The 14,874-nt window shown below is 36.4% G+C and carries 14 protein-coding genes; 9 read left to right on the forward strand and 5 right to left on the reverse strand.

The features are described from left to right. The first annotated feature begins 76 nt into the window (after window positions 1-76). Window positions 77-1,258 carry an AIR synthase related protein gene (locus tag G551_RS0113695; protein ID WP_027886087.1) on the forward strand — a complete coding sequence of 394 codons (1,182 nt, stop codon included), beginning with the start codon at window positions 77-79 and terminating at the stop codon, window positions 1,256-1,258. A 19-nt stretch (window positions 1,259-1,277) separates the two neighbouring features. Beyond that, the gene (locus G551_RS0113700) at window positions 1,278-2,306 is read left to right on the forward strand and encodes a DUF3078 domain-containing protein (RefSeq protein ID WP_027886088.1); all 1,029 of its coding nucleotides are present in this window, start codon (window positions 1,278-1,280) and stop codon (window positions 2,304-2,306) included. Here the strand turns inward: G551_RS0113700 and G551_RS0113705 are convergent. Both G551_RS0113705 and G551_RS0113710 read right to left on the reverse strand, forming a co-directional pair. Further along, window positions 2,290-2,964 carry an ATP-binding cassette domain-containing protein gene (locus tag G551_RS0113705; protein ID WP_027886089.1) on the reverse strand — a complete coding sequence of 225 codons (675 nt, stop codon included), beginning with the start codon at window positions 2,962-2,964 and terminating at the stop codon, window positions 2,290-2,292. The genes G551_RS0113700 and G551_RS0113705 overlap by 17 nt on opposite strands. Further along, complete coding sequence (locus G551_RS0113710; protein ID WP_027886090.1) at window positions 2,961-3,251, reverse strand: hypothetical protein; 291 nt, start codon at window positions 3,249-3,251, stop codon at window positions 2,961-2,963. The genes G551_RS0113705 and G551_RS0113710 overlap by 4 nt, the downstream gene beginning before the upstream one ends. Window positions 3,252-3,343: 92 nt before the next feature. Between G551_RS0113710 and prfA the strand changes: the two genes are divergently transcribed. From prfA to G551_RS0113735, 5 genes are all read left to right on the forward strand, one after another. Next, entirely contained in the window at window positions 3,344-4,420 is a 1,077-nt protein-coding gene (gene prfA / locus G551_RS0113715) for a peptide chain release factor 1 (protein ID WP_027886091.1), read from the forward strand. A 41-nt stretch (window positions 4,421-4,461) separates the two neighbouring features. After that, window positions 4,462-4,689, forward strand: a complete 228-nt coding sequence (locus G551_RS0113720; protein ID WP_027886092.1) for a hypothetical protein — start codon at window positions 4,462-4,464, stop codon at window positions 4,687-4,689. Beyond that, on the forward strand, window positions 4,680-4,967 hold the full coding sequence (locus G551_RS0113725; RefSeq protein ID WP_027886093.1) for a type II toxin-antitoxin system RelE/ParE family toxin: 288 nt from the start codon (window positions 4,680-4,682) through the stop codon (window positions 4,965-4,967). The genes G551_RS0113720 and G551_RS0113725 overlap by 10 nt, the downstream gene beginning before the upstream one ends. Before the next feature lie 30 nt (window positions 4,968-4,997). Then, complete coding sequence (gene pyrF, locus G551_RS0113730) at window positions 4,998-5,816, forward strand: orotidine-5'-phosphate decarboxylase (protein ID WP_027886094.1); 819 nt, start codon at window positions 4,998-5,000, stop codon at window positions 5,814-5,816. A gap of 380 nt (window positions 5,817-6,196) precedes the next feature. After that, window positions 6,197-6,997, forward strand: coding sequence for an ABC transporter substrate-binding protein (locus tag G551_RS0113735; RefSeq protein WP_027886095.1), 801 nt, complete (start codon window positions 6,197-6,199; stop codon window positions 6,995-6,997). 92 nt (window positions 6,998-7,089) lie between these two features. On the opposite strand, the gene G551_RS0113740 is transcribed toward G551_RS0113735, so the two are convergent. The 3 genes from G551_RS0113740 to G551_RS0113750 form a co-directional block, all read right to left on the reverse strand. After that, on the reverse strand, window positions 7,090-8,007 hold the full coding sequence (locus tag G551_RS0113740) for a mechanosensitive ion channel family protein (RefSeq protein ID WP_027886096.1): 918 nt from the start codon (window positions 8,005-8,007) through the stop codon (window positions 7,090-7,092). 95 nt (window positions 8,008-8,102) lie between these two features. Next, entirely contained in the window at window positions 8,103-8,282 is a 180-nt protein-coding gene (locus G551_RS0113745; protein ID WP_027886097.1) for a Lacal_2735 family protein, read from the reverse strand. A gap of 263 nt (window positions 8,283-8,545) precedes the next feature. Then, the gene (locus tag G551_RS0113750; protein WP_156876808.1) at window positions 8,546-9,256 is read right to left on the reverse strand and encodes a DUF4197 domain-containing protein; all 711 of its coding nucleotides are present in this window, start codon (window positions 9,254-9,256) and stop codon (window positions 8,546-8,548) included. A 162-nt stretch (window positions 9,257-9,418) separates the two neighbouring features. Here G551_RS0113750 and G551_RS0113755 point away from each other — a divergent pair, with 162 nt between their 5' ends. Next, a complete protein-coding gene (locus G551_RS0113755) occupies window positions 9,419-10,894 on the forward strand; it encodes a catalase (RefSeq protein WP_027886099.1) in 1,476 nt (491 codons plus the stop codon). Window positions 10,895-11,419: 525 nt separating this feature from the next. After that, complete coding sequence (locus G551_RS0113760; protein WP_027886100.1) at window positions 11,420-14,851, forward strand: methylmalonyl-CoA mutase family protein; 3,432 nt, start codon at window positions 11,420-11,422, stop codon at window positions 14,849-14,851. The last annotated feature ends 23 nt before the right edge of the window (window positions 14,852-14,874 follow it).

Here is a 14,874-nt window from a genome sequence, read left to right on the forward strand (position 1 = left end):
TTTTAAGAATACAACCCCGTTTTTGTAAACGGGGTTTTTTTAATTCCTTATTTTTGCAATTCCAATATCAAATAAAATGAGTCAAGAAGTAAGTAAACGTTACGCGCAAAGAGGCGTTTCCGCAGGAAAAGAAGATGTACATAACGCCATTAAGAACGTAGATAAAGGTTTGTTTCCTAAAGCCTTTTGTAAAATTGTTCCCGATCATTTAACCCAAGATGAAGACTATTGTCTTATTATGCACGCCGATGGCGCCGGTACAAAATCTTCACTAGCATATATGTATTGGAAAGAAACCGGAGATATTTCTGTGTGGAAAGGGATAGCACAGGATGCACTTATTATGAATATCGACGATCTTTTGTGCGTGGGAGCAACCGATAATATTTTACTTTCTTCTACCATTGGTAGAAATAAAAACTTAGTTCCGGGTGAGGTGATTTCAGCTATCATTAATGGAACGGAAGAACTAATTGCAGAATTAAAAAGCTTGGGTGTAGAAATTCATTCTACCGGTGGTGAAACGGCAGATGTAGGAGATTTGGTAAGAACCATTATTGTCGATTCTACCGTAACTGCAAGAATGAAGCGTAGCAAGGTAATTGATAATGCCAATATTAAAGCCGGCGATGTAATTGTTGGTTTGTCTTCTTCTGGTCAAGCTTCTTACGAAAAAGAATATAATGGCGGGATGGGAAGTAACGGACTTACTTCTGCACGTCACGACGTGTTCAATAAAGAATTAGCAGAAAAATATCCTGAGAGTTTCGATAACTCGATTCCTTCAGAATTAATTTATTCAGGAACAAAAAAACTAACTTCAACGGTTGAAGATTCGGTATTGGATGCCGGAAAATTAGTGCTTTCTCCAACGAGAACTTACGCACCGATTATCAAGAAAATTCTTTCAAAATATACTTCAGAAGAAATTCACGGGATGGTACATTGTAGCGGTGGAGCGCAAACCAAAATACTTCACTTTATCGGTGACGATCTACACGTGATCAAAGACAATATGTTTGCGGTGCCGCCATTGTTTAAATTAATTCAGCAAGAAAGTAAAACCGATTGGAAAGAGATGTATCAGGTATTTAATATGGGACACAGAATGGAAATTTACGTGCCTCAGGAATATGCTGAAGAAATTATAGAAATATCTAAATCTTTTGATGTTGATGCTCAGATTGTAGGAAGGGTTGAAGCTTCAGCAGAAAAAAAGTTAACAATAAATAGCGAATTTGGAAGTTTTACTTACTAGACTTTTAAAGTGAGTGATAATGTTGAAGAAGTTTATTTTAGTACTTATCGTTTTTGTCGCAAGTTTTGCCACTGCTCAAACTAGAGATAGCGTCCAGCCGGTGAATGAATTAACGGCTTATGCAGTGAAACCTTTTTACCCGGTAACGGCTACCGATAAATTAAAACGCTTAAGTAAATATCACCCAACCATTAAATTCTGGAAAGAACTTAATCGAGTAGGCTTAGATTTAAGTGAAGTTGCTTTTGTAAACTGGAATGCCGGTGGTGCTAACTCTGTTTCAGGATTGTTGAGCGTAGATATAAAGAGAATTTACGAGCGCAAAAACATTAGGTGGAATAACGAGTTTATTGGTCGCTACGGGATCAACGACCAAAAAGGACAGGAAGTAAGAAAAACCGACGATCAATTAGAGATCAACTCTACCTTTGGTTATCGAAAAGATACGCTTTCTAATTGGTATAGCTCTGCTAAAATGAATTTTAGCACGCAGTTCTCTAACGGATATAATTATCCCGATAGGTCTAATAAAATTTCAACCATTATGGCGCCGGCTTATTTATTTATTGGTGCAGGATCAGAATATAACAACGAAGATCTTCATTTAAACGTTTATGCTTCGCCTTTAACGATGCGTTCTACTTTTGTGCTCGATCAAGAGTTGGCAAATTCCGGAGCATTTGGGGTTGAGCCCGCGGTTTACGATGAAGATGGGAATTTGATTAGAGAAGGTGATAATGTTCGTACAGAACTGGGGATTCTGTTGACCAACGAGTATCGAACCCAACTTTTTGAAAATATTGGGTTGAGCAATAAACTCAGCTTGTATACCGATTACATCAATAATTTTGGAAATATAGATGTAAACTGGGAGCTTAATTTCAATTTTAAAGTCAACCAATACGTATTGGCAAAATTGGGTTCTCACCTAAAATATGATGACGATATTAAGGTGCAAGAAGAAAATGCCGAAGGCGAGTTGGTAGATGCCGGGCCTAGAATACAATGGAAACAGCAATTAGGTATTGGTGTTATTGTTGAATTGTAGCCTTTTGCGCTGAAGTTAAGTAGCCGAAATTCACCAAATCGTTTTCATCTTTAATTAAATGCGATCGTTTGTGATGGATGGTGTAGAGAACATCGGCTACTTCGAGTACATCTTCATAAAAGTGATCGGTAAGCACGATGATTTTCTCTTCTTTTTGTTGCTGAATGATTTGTTTGATCTTTTCTATTTGAAGCGGAGCGATATTTGAAAACGGTTCATCTAGCAATAATACTTTTGCCTTCGATTGCAAGACCAAATAAGTTTCTATAATTCGACGTTCGCCTCCAGAGAGTTCATTGATTTTTGCATTTTTATGGACTAAAAAACTATCAAAGTCTTTTAAAAACGCTTCCCAAGAACAGCTGTAAAGCTGAAAAGCTTTTTTTACCGATACCTCTTTAGGAATGTAATGATGCTGAGGTAAATAATTAACCAATCCCGTTTGAAAGAATTTTTTAGTAATGGGGTTTTTATTCAGTCGAACCAAGCTGTATTTTGGTTTTAGACTCCCGAAAATTATTTTGAGTAAACTGCTTTTTCCGCAGCCGTTTCTCCCTAAAACACAAGTTACTTTTTGTGTTTCAGCTTTAAGGTAAATTCCTTGTAAAATACTGGTTTGGTCAAAATTCAATTCAACATTGTCAACTTCTAAGATCATAAAATAACTTCGGTAAGTTTATAAATAAAGACCAAGCCAAGAAGTTCAAGAACAAAACTCCCAAGCAATAACTGAATGCTGGAAACTCCTAAATTTTGATAAAACACCAAGGGTGAAAAGTTCTTCTTCAATTTACCCTGCATCGTAATGATGATAACCAATAGAAATTTAAATAGAATAGCTGCGGCAAGTGGAAGATTAAAAAATGCCAATGCAACATTAATCAGTAAACCGGCAAGGAAAAATTTTCGATAGAAAATCCAGAAGAGTTCAAGTTTTATGCGCATTCTTCTAAACTACAAAAATTTTATAACTTGTCGTTCAATCTTAAATAATCATTAAAAATATCGTAAATTTGTCGCACTTACGAGGAAGAATTATGATAGATAAATTAAATATAGTTAAGCAGCGCTACGATGAGGTGAATGATTTAATTATTCAGCCCGATATTATTTCAGATCAAAAAAGATACGTAGAGCTTACTAAAGAATACAAAGATCTTAAAGACCTGATGGTCGAAAGAGATAAATATATAGAGCTTACCAATAATATTGCAGAAGCTGAAGAAATTATTGCCGATGGCAGCGATGCTGAAATGGTCGATATGGCAAAAATGCAGTTAGAGGAAGCCAAAGAAGAATTACCGGCTTTAGAAGAAAAAATTAGAATGATGTTGGTGCCTAAAGATCCGGAAGATGCAAAGAATGCTGTGGTCGAAGTACGTGCAGGAACCGGTGGAGATGAAGCTAGTATTTTTGCAGGAGATATTTATAAGATGCTTACCAAGTATTGTGAAAGCAAAGGTTGGAGCGTAAGTACCGTAGATTTTTCTGAAGGAACCAACGGTGGTTTTAAAGAAATTCAATTTGAAGTTTCTGGAGAAGATGTCTACGGAACTTTAAAATATGAAGCCGGAGTACATCGTGTTCAACGTGTACCGCAAACAGAAACTCAAGGTCGAGTGCATACCAGTGCGGCGACTGTAATGGTTTTTCCGGAAGCCGAAGAGTTTGATGTACAGATCGATCCTAAAGACGTACGTATTGATTATTTCTGTTCTTCAGGACCTGGAGGTCAGTCGGTAAACACTACTTATTCTGCGGTTCGATTAACGCACGAACCTACCGGAATTGTAGCGCAGTGTCAAGATCAGAAATCACAGCATAAAAATAAAGAAAAAGCCTTTAAAGTATTACGTTCGCGTTTATACGATATGGAGTTGGCTAAAAAGCAGGAAGAAGATGCTGCTAAACGAGGTTCGATGGTAACCAGTGGAGACCGTAGTGCGAAGATTAGAACGTATAACTATCCGCAAGGTCGTGTAACCGATCACCGTATTAACTTAACGCTTTACGATCTACAAAATATTATTAATGGTGATATTCAGAAGATCATTGATGAGTTAAAGTTAGTCGCTAATACCGAAAAACTTAAAGAAGCTTCAGATTCGTTATAAATCAATTTTTGTATCTTTAGTTGAAAGGTAATTTATGTAAGATGAATATCGAAAACACAAAATTAGAGTTGATACAGCGACTTCAGAAAACGAAGGATAAAGATATATTGCTTAAAATTAGAAAAGTTTTTGAAGAAGAGTCTGCTGATTGGTATGATGAATTATCTGAAGAAGAAAAAAAAGAAATTGAATTAGGTATTAGACAAGCTAACGAAGGAAAATTAGTTTCTCATGAAAGTGTAATGGCGAAACTAAAAAAATGGCATTAACGGTAGTTTGGACAACTCAAGCTGAAAATGGACTTTTAGCAGTTATTGATTATCTAGAAAGGCAATGGAGTGTAAATGAAATTCTTCAATTAGAAAAAAACCTTATAGAAGTAATTTCTTTAATTTCTATCAACCCAGAATTATTTCCTCTTCATGAGAATTTGATGTTGCGCAAAGCTTTAATTGATAAAAATAATTATATCGTCTATAGAGTGAATTCAGAAAAACACAATGTAGAGATTATTAATTTTCGAGGAACAAAACAAAAACCACTATAGTTTAGTGGTTTTTATTTTAACTAAAATACTATGACAACAACAGAACTTGTAACTCAAATCAAAAAGAAAAAATCGTTTCTATGCATTGGTTTAGATGTAGATCTAGAGAAAATACCAACGCATTTATTAGCTGAAGAAGACCCGATTTTTGAGTTCAATAAAGCGATCATCGATGCAACCCATCATTTAACCGTGGCTTACAAACCAAATATTGCTTTTTATGAAGCTTATGGGATAAAAGGTTGGCAGGCTTTAGAAAAAACCATTAATTATTTAAATGAAAAGCATCCCGATATTTTCACGATCGCCGATGCTAAACGTGGTGATATCGGGAACACTTCTACGCGTTATGCAAAAGCCTTTTTTAGCGATTTAAATTTTGATTCGATTACCGTGGCTCCGTATATGGGAGAAGATTCTGTGGTGCCATTTTTAGAGTTTGAGAATAAACATACCATTTTATTAGCTTTAACCTCTAATCGTGGAGCATTCGATTTTCAAACCAAGAAAGTCGATGGGGAAGAAGTTTATAAAAAAGTGCTACAAACCTCACAAACTTGGAAAAATCATCACAATTTGATGTATGTGGTAGGGGCGACCAAAGCCAAATATTTTGCAGCTATTAGAAAAATAATTCCAGATAGTTTTATTTTAGTTCCCGGAGTGGGAGCACAGGGTGGAAGCGTTGCTGAAGTTTGTAAATACGGTTTAAACGATCAAGTAGGATTGCTTATAAATTCTGCCCGTGGAATTATTTATGCTTCTACTGAAGAAAATTTTGCAGAAGCCGCTGCTGAAAAGGCAAAAGAATTACAACAAGAGATGCAGGACGTTATAAAGAATATGTAATAACGTGAGTTCGATACAAATATAAGGTTAATGAATTTATTTTCAATTAATTAAATATTTTAAAACTCCTGCGAGGTCTTTTTTCGACCTCGTAGGTATGATTTTTTAATGGTAAAATACCTACAAGGTTTTAAAAACCTTGCAGGAGTGACCAGTTCAATAAAACTTTTGATCAGTGGAATTACATTATCGATCGTTGGGGGCTTTTTAATCCGCCGGGTGTGAATTATGACGATAAAGATCCTGATGACGACTTTCCTTTTAACCCACCAGATTTAGAAGATTTATAAGTCGATATTTAGATTTTCTTGCGAGATTTTATACTCTTGTAGGTATTCGAAGATGTTCTAATTTCAATAAATAATCCGTACTTTGTCTTTATGCAAGTTCAAGATCAATTAGGGCGAAATTTTCAGTTGAAGGAAACTCCGAAGCGAATTATCTCTTTAGTGCCAAGCCAAACCGAATTGTTGGTCGATTTAGGTCTGCGAGAACAATTGGTAGGCATTACCAAGTTTTGTGTGCATCCGGTAGAATTACGAAAAGAAGTTGAAATTGTTGGCGGAACCAAAGAGGTGAAACTTGAAAAGATCGCCCAACTTCAGCCGGATCTTATTCTTTGTAATAAAGAAGAAAATACGTTTGATATGGTGACTCAACTAGAACCAATAGCCCCGGTTCACGTATCTAATATTTCTACTATTGAAGAAAGTTTAGTCTTGATCAAACAATACGGTGAAATTTTTTCTGTGGAAGAAAAAGCAAAAACGCTCATTGCTAAGATTCAGGCGGGATTAAAAGATTTTCAGGAATTCGTAAGAGATAAAAAGCCACTAAAAGTAGCTTATTTTATTTGGCGAAAACCTTGGATGGTGGCCGGTGGTGATACGTTTATCGATCATTTGCTGCAGCAAAATCATTTTGAAAATATATTTGCTGAAATACCTCGTTACCCTGAAGTTGACTTGCATCGTTTAGCTGAAGCAGATTTGGTGCTACTTTCTTCAGAACCTTTTCCGTTTCAAGAGAAACATATTGAAGAGCTTTCTAAATTTATAGAGCCGGAAAAAATAAAACTGATCGATGGAGAGTTTTTTAGTTGGTACGGCTCGCGATTAGCAAAGGCTTTTAGTTATTTTAAAAAGTGGCATCGGGCTGAGTTGCCTTTGCGAAAGGGATAGCAGCGGCATCCTTTTTATATTTTTGATGAAAAATTTAAAAAGATATAGCGTATAGCCCGGTTTTGTAGCTTTTCGCTACAAAATTTGCCCTGCTAAGAATTACTTAAAAGATCACGCGGATCTTTTCTTAACTTCAACGGAATGTCTTCTTCGGTGCTGTACAATTTTAATTCGGTAATATCTGCCGGTAAATTAAAGCCGTTGAGGTCGAGTGCTTCTTTTACTTCTTTGATAATTAAACCTCTTAAAACGCTAGAAGTTACTCGGTAATCTAAAGTGTTTATCCAAAAGAAAACTTTTAGGTTTACGGTGCTAGCTGCAAGTTCGTCTTCGATCACAAAAGATTCGTGTGTTTCGTCTTGAACAATATTTTCATTTCTGCCGAGCACTGTTTTTATAATCGATTTGGCCTGCTCGATATTATTTTCATAACCAATGCCCACCACAAATTCGAGTCGAAAAAATCCGTCTGCGGTATAGTTTTCTACAGGTTTGGTGAGCACATCGCTGTTGGGAAGGTAAATGTCTCGACCATCGGTGGTTTTAATATGGGTATATCTAAAGTTGAGTGCTTTTACCTTCCCGAACATACTATCGATTTTGATGGTGTCGTTAATGCGAAAAGGTCTGTTAAAGGCTAAAATGATTCCGGCTAAAAAGTTTTTACCAATGTCTTGAAACGCAAACCCGAGGATGATTGCAGCTCCGCCCGCGGCGGTTAAAATTCCGGCACCAATACCGCTAAGTCCGGCAACTTGCAGCGCGATCATGATCGCAATAAGAATTAATATGATTTTAATGGCTTGTGCTAAAAACCGAGCCATTAGCGGGTCGTTTGCTTTTTTTAGAATTCTTCGTTTATAGAAATTGGTGATGAATTGAGCAATAAGTACTCCGGCGACTATAATAAAAATCCCTAAGGCAATTTTAGGCAAAAGCTCTAGAAATTCGTGATAGTATCTGTCGATTGCTTGCGTGATGGTTTGCGTTGGCGATTGAAATAAAAACATTAGTGAAATTTATGCAGGAAGATAAAGAAAGAATGAATGCCGGTGTGGTAAAGAGTTCATAAAAAAAATCAGCCGTCAAGCTGATTTTATGGATTTTAATGTAAATGATTGAGTTCTAATTTTCGTAATTCTTGTAAAATTTGTCTCGCTTCTCGATTTAGATAATCGCTTTTTTGTTTGTTTTTTGGGGCAATCTCATAAGCTTTACGCATTAAGCGTGAGTATTTTTCTCGCAGTTTTTGTATTCTGTCATTATTTTTTTTCCAACTAAACATAATCATTCTATCTTTTGTTCAATTACAAAGTTAGTAGATATTGTTGCTTAGGATTTATTAAAAATCGTTAACCGAGTAATAAAGATTTGTGTTTGTTACTATAGATTGGTTAAATTTTTAACAAAAAAAGCCGCGGAAGAATCCTCGGCTCTTTTGAACTTAACCCAAATAAATAGTGAGACACCCTAAATCTCGCTGCAAATATCAGCTAGAAATCCCGTTTAGATGTTACCTAAATATTACGGAGTATTAGCTTAGCGTTATTAATCTTGTAAGGCAAAAACACGTTTTAAAACATCGGTGGTTCTGCTGGCAATATTAGTTCTAATTTCTTGTTCTTCAATAGCGATCATCGTGTAAACACCGTCTAAAGCTTGTTGGGTAACATAATCGGTTAAATCTGGATTTACATTTTGTGTAAAAGGGATGTTGTTGTACTTCGTGATAATATTAGACCAGATTTGATCGGCACCTACTTTGCTAAATGAATTTTTTATAACCGGATTAAATTTGTTGTATAATTCTTGGTTGGTCTTTTGCTCTAAATAAGTTGTAGCTGCACGGTCATCGCCCAATAAAATATTCTTGGCATCATTAAAAGTCATTTCTTTAATGGCATTTACAAAAATAGGAGTCGCCTCTTTAGTCGCATCTTCTGCTGCACGATTTAAGGCTTTGATCCCTTCATCTGCTAAACTTCCTAAGCCAACATCGCGTAGCCCTTTTTCAACTTTTTGCAATTCTTCCGGTAGTAAAATTTTTACCAACTGGTTTTTATAAAAGCCATCGGTTTGTGTGAGTTTAGAAACTTGTTCATCAATGCCTTTGTCTAAAGCTTGTTTTAAGCCATTGGCGATTTGTTCTTGGGTTAGTCCAAAACCTTGCTGCGGATAATTTTCGGCAATAGTTTGCAATTCGGCACAAGAAATAAGAGAAAAACATACGAAGCAGCTCAGGAAAATACGTTTTATCATAATGATGATTTTTTGTTAAAATTCAGAATTAAATTGAAAAAATTATTGCTTATTATCCCTGATTTTGAGGATTTATAATCAAATCTTATTAAGTAATATAAATTATCGATTTTATGGTGGTACAAAAATAACGTATATTTAATCAAACTAAAAATTCAAATTATGAGCGAAGAAAAAAAACTAACCACGGCTTCCGGAAGACCTTTTTATGAAAAAGAAGATTCTTTAACAGTAGGACGTCGCGGACCTATATTATTAGAAGATTATGTGTTGCACGAAAGTATGGCACATTTTAATAGGGAACGTATTCCCGAGCGTGTAGTTCACGCAAAGGGTTCAGGTGCTTTCGGTACCTTTACAGTTACCAATGATATTACGAAGTATACAAGAGCAAAAATGTTTTCTGAAGTAGGTAAAAAAACCGATATGCTAGCTCGTTTCTCTACTGTTGGTGGTGAAAAAGGTTCAGCAGATTCAGATCGAGACCCTAGAGGTTTTGCTTTAAAATTTTATACCGAAGATGGTAACTGGGATCTAGTAGGTAATAATACTCCCGTTTTCTTTATTAAAGATCCTAAAAAGTTTGCCGATTTTATTCATACTCAAAAAAGACATCCATTTACCAATATGAAATCACAAACCATGCGTTGGGATTTTTGGTCGTTAAACCCGGAGTCACTTCATCAGGTTTTAATTTTAATGAGTGATCGTGGTACGCCATACGGATACCGTCATATGAATGGTTATGGATCACATACCTTTTCGATGATAAATGCCAATGATGAACGCTTTTATGTGAAGTTTCATTTTAAAACCGATCAAGGAATTAAAAATTTTACCGATGAAGAATCTGTGAAAATGGCAGGAGAGAATCCAGACTTTGCACAGCAAGATCTATTAGAACATATTGAAGAAGGAAAATTCCCATCTTGGACTCTTAAAATTCAGGTAATGCCAGAAGAAGAAGCGAAAAATTATGAGTGGAATCCTTTCGACCTATCTAAAGTTTGGCCACATTCAGATTATCCGTTAATCGAAGTAGGAAAAATGGAGCTGAATAAAAATGCAGATAATTACTTCGCTCAAATTGAACAATCTGCTTTTGCGCCGGCTCATATTGTAGATGGTATTGGTTATTCACCTGATAAAATGTTACAAGGTCGACTGCTATCTTATCCCGATGCTCACCGTTATCGTTTGGGAGCAAACTACGAGCAAATTCCTGTAAATCGTTGTCCGTATGCGGTAAATAACTATCAACGTGATGGATTTATGACAGTAACCGATAATGGTGGAAGATCTGAAAATTACTTCCCAAACAGTTTCGATAACATTACTAAAGCTGAAGAATACAAACAGAAACCACCAAGAGTAACAGATGCTGAAGCAGATTGGTACGATCGTAATGCATCAGTTAGTGGAGATGATGATCATTATACCCAACCGGGAAATCTTTTTCGATTAATGAATGATGAAGCGAAATCGAATTTAGTGAAAAATACGGTAGGTTCTATGAGCCAGATCGACGGACCTAAAAAAGAACAAATCACTCAACGACAATTGATGCATTGGTATAAAGCAGACCAAGAATTAGGTGAAAGAATAGCTGAAGGTTTAGGAGTTAAAATTAAGCACTAATTAAAAGATATCTTATAATCAAAAAGCGCTCGACCCACGAGCGCTTTTTTTTGGTTAACCCATAACCCATAAAGTAAGTTAAGTTAAATCGTTAATACCCACCCTTAAAGAATATTAACAGTGTAAAATTACGTTTATCTTTAATATAGACCTATACCCGTTATTCGGTATATTTATAAAAAAAGAAAAGGGCTCGTGAGAGCCCTTGTTGCAAATTGTCTTTTCTAAGAACATACCCCACGAATATTCGTTAAATAAGACTTTGTAAATATACAATCATGTTCTAGATATTAAAATACCCATTATCGGGTATTTTTAGAATTTTATCAATAAAATTGGGCATTTAGCCATTTTATTAGCTAAATAATATAGCTTCAGAATGAAGCGATAATTGTTTTTTCTTGAATTTTGGAATTTAATCGAAAAATTATCATCCTAAATTTAAAAAATAATTCCAAATAAGGAATAACTTCTACTTTGATAGGTTTTTCGTAAATTTACGCACCTTAAATTAAGAATTTTTCAATGGAACAAGTAAAGCCTTATAAACCCAAACATAAAGTAAGAATTGTCACTGCAGCCTCATTATTCGATGGGCACGATGCAGCGATCAATATAATGCGTCGTATCATTCAGTCTACCGGCGTAGAAGTTATTCACTTAGGTCACGATCGTAGTGTAGAAGAAGTGGTGAACACCGCAATCCAAGAAGACGCAAATGCGATTGCGATGACCTCTTACCAAGGTGGTCATACCGAATATTTTAAATATATGTACGATTTGCTGAAAGAAAAAGGAGCAGATCATATTAAAATTTTCGGCGGCGGTGGCGGAGTAATTCTTCCGGAAGAAATTAGTGAACTTCACGAATACGGAATTACTAGAATTTACTCTCCCGATGATGGTCGTGAATTAGGCTTGCAAGGAATGATCAACGAGTTGGTGCAACAAGCAGATTTCGCAATTGGAGATGCGTTGAATGGTGAGTTGAAAGAATTACCTTCAAAAAATGATAAAGCGATCGCTAGAATTATTTCTTCCGCAGAAAATTTTCCGGAAGTAGCAAAATCAACATTAGATCAAATTCATGATAAAAATAAAAGTATTAAAACTCCGGTTCTAGGAATTACAGGAACCGGTGGTGCCGGTAAATCTTCATTGGTCGATGAATTAGTGCGTCGATTTTTAGTCGATTTTGAAGAGAAAACAATCGGGATCATCTCGGTAGATCCATCTAAAAGAAAAACAGGAGGAGCTTTATTAGGTGACCGTATTCGTATGAATGCGATTAATTCACCTCGAGTTTATATGCGTTCATTGGCTACTCGACAATCAAATTTGGCACTTTCTAAATATGTGCAAGAAGCGATTGAAGTGTTGAAAGCAGCAGAATACGATTTAATTATTCTCGAGACTTCAGGAATCGGGCAAAGTGATACCGAAATTTTAGATCATTCAGATGTTTCGTTATATGTAATGACGCCTGAGTTTGGTGCGGCAACACAGTTAGAAAAAATCGACATGCTCGATTTTGCAGATATAGTCGCCATAAATAAATTTGATAAACGTGGTGCGTTAGATGCGTTACGTGATGTAAAAAAGCAGTACCAACGCAATCACCAATTATGGCACGAAGATGCTGAAAAACTTCCGGTTTACGGTACGATCGCATCGCAGTTTAACGATCCCGGGATGAATAATCTTTACAAAAAGATTATGGACACCTTAGTCGAGAAAACAGAGACTTCATTAAAAAGCGATTATCATATTTCAGATGAAATGTCTGAAAAAATTTATGTAATTCCTCCGAAACGAGTCCGTTACCTTTCAGAAATCGCAGAAAATAACCGCGGTTATGATGAGACGGTTGAAACACAGGTGGAAGTCGCTCAAAAACTTTATGGGATTTATAAAACCTTAGAGTCGGCGACCAATACAAAAATTGAGCTGACTAAAAATGGTTTAGATGAAGAAGCTCTAGAAGCAGCGACTTCTTCAGAAAATGAAGATTTAGTTGGTTTGTTGAAGAAAGAGTTTGACCGCGTAAAAATGGATTTTGATCCTTACAACTGGGAAGAGATTTTAAAGTGGGAAGCTACCGTTAAAAAATACGAAGATCCTATTTATACCTTCAAGGTTCGAGATAAAGAAATTAAAATTGAAACGCATACCGAGTCACTTTCACATTTACAAATTCCGAAGGTAGCTTTACCAAAATATAAAGCTTGGGGCGATTTACTCAAGTGGCTTTTACAAGAAAATGTTCCGGGAGAATTCCCATACACGGCAGGTTTGTATCCGTTTAAACGTCAAGGGGAAGATCCTACAAGAATGTTTGCCGGTGAAGGCGGACCGGAGCGTACCAACCGTCGTTTTCACTATGTAAGTTTAGGCTTACCGGCTAAGCGACTTTCCACCGCATTCGATTCGGTTACTTTATATGGTAACGATCCCGATGAACGTCCGGATATTTACGGGAAAATTGGTAATGCCGGAGTTTCGATTTGTTGTTTAGATGATGCGAAGAAATTATATTCCGGGTTCGATTTGGCGCATCACCTCACTTCGGTTAGTATGACGATTAACGGTCCTGCGCCAATGTTACTTGGTTTCTTTATGAATGCCGCTATCGATCAGCAATGTGAGAAATACATTAAAGAAAATGATCTTGAAGCTGAAGTGGAAGAAAAAATTAAAGCCATTTATAAAGAAAGTGGTTTAGAGCGCCCAACCTATCGCGGTGAACTTCCTGAAGGGAATGATGGTCTTGGGTTAATGCTGTTAGGTGTTACAGGAGATCGCGTTTTGCCAGAAGAAGTTTACGCAAAGATCAAAGAAGAAACCATGGCGGTAGTTCGTGGTACGGTTCAAGCCGATATCTTAAAAGAAGATCAGGCGCAAAACACGTGTATTTTTTCTACTGAATTCGCGCTGCGTTTAATGGGCGATGTGCAGGAATATTTCATTCAGAATAAAGTAAGAAATTTCTATTCGGTTTCTATTTCGGGTTATCATATTGCTGAAGCAGGAGCGAACCCAATTACGCAATTGGCGTTAACATTGGCAAATGGTTTCACTTATGTAGAATATTACCTGAGCCGCGGAATGGATATCAATAAATTTGGACCAAACCTTTCGTTCTTTTTCTCTAACGGAATCGATCCTGAATATGCCGTAATTGGTCGTGTGGCAAGAAGAATTTGGTCAAAAGCTTTAAAACATAAATACGGAGCTAACCCGCGTGCGCAAATGCTGAAGTATCATATTCAAACTTCAGGAAGATCGTTACACGCGCAAGAAATAGACTTCAACGATATTCGTACGACGCTTCAGGCACTTTATGCGATTTACGATAACTGTAATTCGTTACACACCAATGCTTACGATGAAGCCATTACAACACCAACTGAAGAATCGGTAAGACGTGCGATGGCGATTCAGTTGATCATCAACAAAGAATTAGGATTGGCGAAGAACGAAAACCCGATTCAAGGTTCTTTTATTATTGAAGAATTAACCGAGTTGGTTGAAGAAGCTGTTCTGCAAGAATTTGATAGAATTACAGAGCGTGGTGGCGTTTTAGGTGCGATGGAAACAATGTACCAACGTTCTAAAATTCAGGAAGAGAGTTTGTATTATGAAACGTTGAAACATAATGGAGATTTCCCAATCATTGGTGTAAATACATTCTTAAGTAGTAAAGGTTCGCCAACGGTAACTCCGGGAGAAGTGATTAGAGCTACCGAAGAAGAAAAACAGTTTCAGTTAACGACACTTCAGAAACTACACAAAACTTACGAAAATAGCGCAGACGCAGCTTTAGAAAAAGTACAAAAAGCGGCAGTTCAAAATGAAAATATTTTTGAAGAGTTGATGGAAGCGACTAAAGTTTGTTCATTAGGTCAGATTACCGAAGCTTTATTTGAAGTAGGAGGGCAGTACCGAAGAAATATGTAGGATTTTTTAAAATAACCCTATCA

The sequence above is a fragment of the Mesonia mobilis DSM 19841 genome (assembly GCF_000423405.1).
GTDB classification, from domain to species: domain Bacteria; phylum Bacteroidota; class Bacteroidia; order Flavobacteriales; family Flavobacteriaceae; genus Mesonia; species Mesonia mobilis.